Source organism: Bradyrhizobium sp. USDA 3397, assembly GCF_054060965.1.
Genome location: NZ_JBSSDS010000001.1, coordinates 3,345,121 through 3,352,680 on the forward strand (window position 1 = coordinate 3,345,121; position 7,560 = coordinate 3,352,680).

At 59.9% G+C, this 7,560-nt stretch carries 6 protein-coding genes; 2 read left to right on the top strand and 4 right to left on the bottom strand.

What is annotated here, in order from left to right:
- The first annotated feature begins 3 nt into the window (after window positions 1-3).
- Window positions 4-165, top strand: a complete 162-nt coding sequence (locus tag ACVWYQ_RS15725) for a hypothetical protein (RefSeq protein ID WP_456725870.1) — start codon at window positions 4-6, stop codon at window positions 163-165.
- 9 nt (window positions 166-174) lie between these two features.
- Here the strand turns inward: ACVWYQ_RS15725 and ACVWYQ_RS15730 are convergent, their stop codons facing one another.
- The 4 genes from ACVWYQ_RS15730 to ACVWYQ_RS15745 are packed head-to-tail and all read right to left on the bottom strand — an operon-like array spanning window position 175 to window position 4,589.
- Window positions 175-1,953: an FAD-dependent oxidoreductase gene (locus ACVWYQ_RS15730; protein WP_456725871.1), complete on the bottom strand. Its 1,779-nt coding sequence runs from the start codon at window positions 1,951-1,953 to the stop codon at window positions 175-177.
- Window positions 1,954-1,983: 30 nt separating this feature from the next.
- The gene (locus ACVWYQ_RS15735) at window positions 1,984-2,814 is read right to left on the bottom strand and encodes a phosphoenolpyruvate hydrolase family protein (protein WP_260383744.1); all 831 of its coding nucleotides are present in this window, start codon (window positions 2,812-2,814) and stop codon (window positions 1,984-1,986) included.
- Window positions 2,801-4,045 carry a Tm-1-like ATP-binding domain-containing protein gene (locus ACVWYQ_RS15740; protein ID WP_456725872.1) on the bottom strand — a complete coding sequence of 415 codons (1,245 nt, stop codon included), beginning with the start codon at window positions 4,043-4,045 and terminating at the stop codon, window positions 2,801-2,803. The genes ACVWYQ_RS15735 and ACVWYQ_RS15740 overlap by 14 nt, the downstream gene beginning before the upstream one ends.
- Window positions 4,046-4,079: 34 nt before the next feature.
- Window positions 4,080-4,589 carry a hypothetical protein gene (locus ACVWYQ_RS15745; RefSeq protein WP_456725873.1) on the bottom strand — a complete coding sequence of 170 codons (510 nt, stop codon included), beginning with the start codon at window positions 4,587-4,589 and terminating at the stop codon, window positions 4,080-4,082.
- A 225-nt stretch (window positions 4,590-4,814) separates the two neighbouring features.
- On the opposite strand from ACVWYQ_RS15745, the gene ACVWYQ_RS15750 reads away from it, so the two are divergent.
- Window positions 4,815-5,762: a S1/P1 nuclease gene (locus ACVWYQ_RS15750; RefSeq protein ID WP_456725874.1), complete on the top strand. Its 948-nt coding sequence runs from the start codon at window positions 4,815-4,817 to the stop codon at window positions 5,760-5,762.
- Window positions 5,763-7,560 lie beyond the last annotated feature (1,798 nt).

Here is a 7,560-nt window from a genome sequence, read left to right on the forward strand (position 1 = left end):
GCCTTGCTTGCCGAGGATTTCACGGGGCGCAAGGCCGCAATCAGGATCGCGTTACAAATGACGCGCATCTCGGCAATCAAGACGCTGGTTAGCGTCGACTTCTCGTTCCAACTGGCTTATCTGCGCCCGAACAGAGATCGCGCGATCGTGCCGCCAGGCCCCTGAATTTGACCATTAAGCTCCAGAAGCCGCAGCCTTTTGTCCCTGACGAGCCGAAGCGAGGATGCTATTGACAACGCGATATGCGAATACGATGGCAGGGCCAATTGTGATGCCTGCTCCGGGATAGACCCCACGCATTGGCGAGGTCATGTCATTGCCACAGGCATAAAGACCTGCGATTGGGCTGCCGTTTCGGTCCAAGACTTTGCCGTCAGTATCGGTTGCCAGCCCAGTCGCCGTACCTAGCGTTGCCGGGACGATCGCCAGCGCGACGAATGGGCCCTTTCTGATTGGTCCAAGATTTGGATTTTTCGTTCCCACGGCCGTATCGCCCAGCGTGCGATTGAAAGCCGATTCGCCACGATTGAAAAGCGGATCGCGCCCCTCGGCAGCGTGCGCGTTATGTTCCTCTATGGTCTTTTGTAGCTCAGCGGGATCAAGTCTCAACTGGCCCGCAAGCTCTGGAATGGTTTTCGCCACCTTGATGTAATCCAGGCGTGCATATTTGCTGATGCTCAAGGTCCAGGGCCAGGGGAGCAAATGTCCCATGCCTCTTAACCGGACGAATTCGCTGTCGCAAATGAAGTAGAATCGCTTGTCTGCCGGATATCCACCGTTGAACATTGCCAGGCAGATGTCATGGTACGAATTGGATTCGTTGACAAAACGCCTGGCATTTGGCCCCACCGCGATGACGCCGGGACGACCGCGGTCGAGCCAGCCGTACGGGACAGTGTGCGAGGCGCTGCCGCTCTTCAGAATTGACACGGGCGTCCAGAAGCCGGCAGAGGCCACATCATTGTCAATTGCAGCTCCGATCCTGGTCGCCATGCTGATGCCATCGCCCGTGACATCGGAATGGACCAGAGTGTCGTGATGCTGGTGACGGCCGCTTAGCTCGGCTCTCAAGCGGGCGTTACGAGCAAAGCCGCCCGTAGCCAAGATGACCGCATGCGAGGCGCGCACGCGAATGTCGGAATCGATCAGCTTGACGACTGCTCCCGTGACGCGTCCTTCTTCATTGATGAGATCTATGACGGAAGAGGCCGGCCATATGTCGACGCCATACTTGCGCAGGCTCACGAGCAGCCGCGCGATCAACGCGTTGCCTCCGCTGAGTTCGGTGCCACGCCTGTAAGCGAAGCGATCCCGCCCGTAACGGCTGAGACGACGCAAGACATGCTTGAGCGAAGCAAGAGATTGGAAAGGGTTCAAGAAGCTTCTCACCTCGCCAGAGGAGATCATCATCCCCCCGAGCACAACACGAATAGGATCACCGATAAGATCGAAGTCGGTGCCTAGAAGCCGTCCATCATAAGATGCAGGGCTGAGCGCCCGACCTCTATCGACGCCGCCGATCTGGCTCGAGTGATAATCAGGCGCAGACGCTAACGTAAACTCGACCTCTGTCCCGTTCTCAAGTGCTGAGAGCGCAGTTGGACCATCTTCAAGATAGGCCTCAACAAGGTCTCGTCGATAATGGGTGCCAAGTTCATGTTGCAGGTAAGTCCGGGCTTTCACAAGCGAGTCGTCGATTTGGGCGGACCGCGCCTGGGGCGAACACGGAACCCAGATCATGCCGTTCGACAGCGCCGTGGTGCCGCCAAGTCGCGGAGATTTCTCACACACCGTAACCCGCAGTCCGACCTTCGACGCATATAGCGCCGCCGATAGTCCGGCCGCGCCGCTACCGACCACAAGAACATCGGTCTCCCAATCATGGCCCGGACTTCTTCCTCGGGGCAATGCAATTGTCTTCTCATCGCCTGATTGACCAATCGGCTTGTCCATTCCATCCTCGCTGTAGATTTGCGATGAACGTCAGTGATTTTGCGGAAGCGGGACAGCTTTGAATTCCTCTGCCGCCCGCTTCACTGCGCGTTCGATGGGGACTCTTTCCATGGAGGAAGCGCCAACAAAGCCCACGCACTGCGTCGACCGGTAAACCTCGGCCGTATCCTGCGGCTCCGCGATCGCGCCGCCATGGCAAAGCAGGATGACGTCGGACCGGACGGTTCGCGCCGCCGTATTGATGGCATTGATGCGCCTGATCGCCTCTTGAATTGACTGTCCTTCCTCATGGCCAGCCAGGCCGCCGCGGGTTGCGCCGACATGTGGTACGATGCAATCGGCACCTGCACCTGCCATGGCTTTGGCGTCTTCGGCGCTTGCGACATAGGCAAGCGAGAAGATGTTCTTCTTGCGGGCAGTCGCAATCATCTCGACTTCGCGTTCGAAGCCCAGCCCGACGCGGCCACGGCGATCACGCCATTTTTCACCCATGGTGGAGATGGTGGGATAGTTGATGAGGCCGGAGAAGCCGGCTGCCCAGAACTTGTCGAGAAGCGCATCAAGGTCGAGCCGGAGAGGATCCCACGCCTCGACCCCGCCTATGACCGGCACAGAAGAGACGACATTGCGGATTTCCGCTGCAAGATTGAGCGTGCGTGCATTGGAATCGCCAATCCGGCTCGTCGGAAGCCCCATGAGGCGCGACAGCCCGGTGCTGTAGACCACCAGCATGTCGGCACCTCCGAGGACGGCACATTTGGCAACCAGGCCGCAACTGCTCCCGGCGGCAAGGACTGCCTTTCGTGCCGCGACCTGGCTTGCGATCTTGGACAGAATTTCGCCCCGCTCAAACATTCGCATCACGATCGGTCTCCGTGCCCAGCTGTTTAAGGATCCAGGTCGCTGCAGCCGCGGCAAACTCGGGATCGTTGATGTGGCAGTTCAGTTCGCGGACGGCGATCGCCGGCTCGAGACTGTCCTTGAGCGCATCGAGCCAAGCCTTGTCGGCCTCGGGATTGCGAAAAATGCCGCCCTCCCTGTCGTAATCGGAAACGCCCTTCGCAGGCCAAAGGACGACTGCAGGCCCCTTCGCGCGCGACAGCCGCTCCGCTGTGAGCCGGCCGATGCGCGCGTTCTCGGAAGGCGTCGTACGCATGAGCGTTGTGTAGGGTGTATGGGAGTAGAACTGGCGACCGCGAAATTGATCAGGGACGCTCGAGGGCGGCCCAAAATTGACCATGTCGACTGCACCAGGTGCGATCACTTGCGGGATCAATCGGTCTGACGCTGCTTTGAGCCGATCCGGCCCGGCGCCAGCTGTCCCCCCAAAGAGTTCGTCGGCGAGCTCTGTTGTGGTCAGATCAATGACTGCATCGAATTCGCCGGCCGCGATCAGCTGCTCCATTTTGCGGCCGCCCGCGCCGTTGGCGGGAAAGACAATCGCATCTACCCCGGACTCGGCAAGGTGCGCCACGCACTGATGTGCAGCGGGCGTCGTCACACCGAAGGCTGTGATCGCAATGATCTTCCTTTTGCGCACAGCTTGAGCCGGCCTATAGTGCATGGCCGCAACCGCCCGCCCTGCATTCTCCAGCACCCTTTCGGTAAAAGCGTTGATCCCGAAGAGATCGACGAGCGTTGGATAGAGGATGATGTCGTTATGAATCGCCAATTCGGCGAGTAGCGCAGGCCTTGCGCTGCTGACCAGCAGCTTGGGAAAGCCATAAGGCAAATCGGATACAACCGTGCCGAAAGCCGCACTCCCTTTCCCACCCGCAACGCCAACGATCGCGCTGATCGCACGTGATCGTACGAGATCACGAACCCGTGTGCGCGCTGTCGCCGCTATCTTCTTCAAGAGCTCGGCGGGTGAGGCGACGCGAGCGCTGCTGCCGGCGGTTCCGCCGGCCGCCCTCGATGTGCCGACGTCGATCAGGACGGTCTGGCGGCCGGATCTCGCAATGATATCGGCGAGGTGGGACGCTTCGCAGCCCTTGGTATCGAGCGTCGCTACAATCGCGACCGCGTCCTCAAGCTCGGGCGGATCACCATCGCGGACCGGCCCGTTGTCGCCCATGCAACGGTGAGACACGATCTTTCTCCCGACTTTCCTAATAGCGGGCGGTCTAGACCGAGCTGAAGCCGCGCATAAGATCGGTGAAAGGTGCAGGTGGGTAAGATTGGGTACCGCTAGAACTTTGGGTGCCGTCTGCGGATTTCTTCCGGAAGGCACCATGCTCCCCATGCTGATTTGACCGCGCTGGTCCGATCCGCGCTGACGCGCGCGAACTCAGCCGAAAACAAGAAAACTCGCAGATGGTCCAGGCCGCAGCACCGACCGTCTCGTCCTCGTCCTCAAAGCCGATGCCGAAGCGCGTGACCGCTGACTGCATGGCGCAGCCAATGGTGCGACGGCAAACGCAGGAAAGCTCGGCGCTTAAGATAACGATGTCGTCGACGTGACCAGCATGTTGTTCCTGCTCATGAACATCGGCAAAGGAGGACCGCCTTATCTGCATCTTTCGTGGGGGCTCGCACTTCGCCCTGTTTTCTTCAACGCGCCGGCCTCTTTTCTTTGCCCGACACGCAGCGGGATCTGGGCACTTTAAAAGCTGCGGCGTGCCCTTGACGGGCAAGTCATAACTCTCCATCAGCAAGACGCGCAGCGGCGTCGACTGCGGTTCTGGCAGAGCCTCCGTGTTGCCTCTCCAGCCAAATATTGTGGGCCAATTCACACAACCGAAGGCAGAATCGCGGATAGTATGCCTTCAAGCAGAGGCGACGTGTCATCAGCATTTCTTCCGAATCGTAGATGACGAGGAACAGATTCGGACCGTGGCCCGTACTCAAAGGAGATGAGCATGCGCTCCCTTGTCCATATCCCGGCACTCGCCCTGGCGTTGGCATCAATGGCTACGGAGGCATCCGCCTGGTGGGACGCCGGCCACATGCAAATCGCCTATGTCGCATACAAGAAGCTCGAAGGCCCGGTGAAGGACAAAGTCGACGCGCTCCTCAAGCTCAACAAGGATTATGCCAAGTGGACGGCAGGCGCGCCAGACGAGCGCACAGCAAAGCTCTACGCATTCGTGCACGCCGCAACATGGGCGGATGACATCAAAACAAAGGAATATAACTATACGCGCGACAAGGTCGACAGTCCGACTGCGGGACAGAACATCGGCTACACCGATCACAATCAGCACGCATACTGGCACTACAAGGATACGAATTTCTCGCCAGACGGCACACCGCTTCCACAGCCTGATCCCGTCGATCTCGTTACCCAGCTCAAGTTGATGATCGCGGCACTTCCGCCATCATCCGGCGCAACCGACGACGTCCGTTCGTACGATCTCGCCTGGACGTTGCATCTGGTCGGGGATGCGCACCAGCCACTTCATGCGATCGGCCGCTACACGCGACAAATCCCGAGCGGAGATGCAGGCGGTAACGCCGAGCAGGTGATTCCGGCCAACGGTGACACCATGGCGCTTCATGCCTACTGGGACAGCCTTTTCGGCGGGTATGTCTCTCCCTACGGCGCGGTCTTCGACGCCGACGATAAGGATGGCCTTGCGCATATCTCCGTCAACGAGGCTTCCGCGCAAATCTCCGATCCCCAGGCATGGATTGACGAGAGCGCGGAACTCGCCAAGCAATATGCCTATGCCGCCCCGGTGAGCCTGGGACCCAACCCGGTGCTCCTCACGCGCGACTACGAGACCAACGCTCGCAACATCGCACGAAGCCAGGCGGCGCTGGGAGCTGCGCGACTGGCGCGTCTCCTCAATGTTGCCCTGAAATAGCGGCCTTGGGGGCAACACGTGCGACACAGCCGCTCCGCCAGCGTCGGCGTACTTTATTTTCTCGGCGATGGCCGGACAAGAGCGGGAAGAGTGAGCCGAGCCGAACGCTCAGCGGCCGCTCACTGGGTGCGGAAGTCGTCTGGGACACAACCGTAAAGTGCCGATCGCACCCGACAATCGGCAACTTATCTAACCTGCCCCGCGATAAGCACGCCGCAAGCAAGCGGATCACGATCTGGGTGTCGGTGATGTCGACGACTTCCTTGCGCGTCCTGCCGTCATCGTACCGCAATTCGAACCTCACTTTCGATGCAGATGGGACAAAGGGCTCAGGCATAAGGCTTGTCCACCCCTCCCCAAAATCCAGAATGATCGGTCCGTCCGCCCTGAATCGGGCGTCAAGCAGCACGCCATCACGTGACCAGATACCCAGGGTGTGAGCGAACGTCTCCATGACGCCACCGTGACAGATCCGCCGGAAGACGGGTTCGTCGGCGGCTCAACGTGCGGCTCCAGTCTCTCCGATCGAACCTGGTGGGCAAGGATCGCCGCAGCCGCGCGGACCGCCCCACAAAGTCCCAGGTCGATCCCGCACGAGTATACCACGGTCCACGGATGCGGCTGATCGAGCCATGTGGTCCCGCTCGGCGCCGGCTCGAAGCGGCCACCGGCCGCGCCATCATTCTCCTCGCCCTGATACCAATAGCCATGACCGGCCGACGCAGGGCCGCTGTTCAGCAAGGCCACGCGCTGAGTTGTGAGACTTAGCGGAGACGAAGCATCGTTCAGCGCATGATCAGCAGCGCCCAGCCGCCCATTTGCGCCATGTAGGTCAGCGTATAGGCGTCGCCCGCAGCTCCACGATGATCGCTGCCTAGATAGTAATAAGCGGGTTGCAGCAAGGCAAGCGGCTCAAAAGCTCGGCTTCATTGCGAAGGGCATACGATGTCAAGGCCGTGCGCTGCAAAGGCCGCGCGCATGGCGCCAACATAAAGCATGACGCGCGTGAACCGAAAGATGATGGACCGCTGGAGATGTGGAGCAAGCGCCTGACGCACTGCTAGCCAAGTCGGCGCTGGGTTAGCACAAAGGCGTCGTCCCGGAGGATCTGGCAATCGTGTCGACGAGAGCTGGGGGTAACCCTGAGCTTTGTGACGAACAAGAGCCCGACGTCTTTAACCAGGGTTTGGATGCCTTGCTTGCGCAAAGAATCGTTAGGTGCGGGGAGGCGGAACACCCGATTATTGCGATTAATTGAACAGGAGATTTCTAAGCTTGTTCCATGAGCGAACTCCGACCGGGCCGCTGATTAAGAGTCGGCCCCGGGTTGAGAACAATCATGACTTACTGGTCGCACCACTGGGGCTTATCCGATCGAAAGAGGGCATTCGTCGCCCGATCATAGTGATTGCACTGCCTGATATCGCACCTGCGACCGAGCGGCGACGGACGCAGCCAAAAAAGGGAATCCGAGGTGTGAGGGTCGCGTGCGCAAGTGCCGGAACCGCGAATGCCGAGCCACCAGCTTTGTCCGCGACCCAGGCGAACGGTGGGCAAGCGGCCTCAGCGCACCAGCTGAAGCGGCTTCCGCTCGAGCGCATCATGAAGGAGATCCGGCGACCAACCCGTGTCGTCGGCGCCTTCCCCGACGGTCAATCCTGTCTCAACTTGGCGGCGGCCCGGCTGCGGCACATTGCCGGAACGGCGTGGTCGACCAAATGCTACATGAACATGCGACCGCTCTGTCAGCCACAACTCTCTGAAACAGGAGCCGTCGCCTGATCAAAAGTGCGAAAGA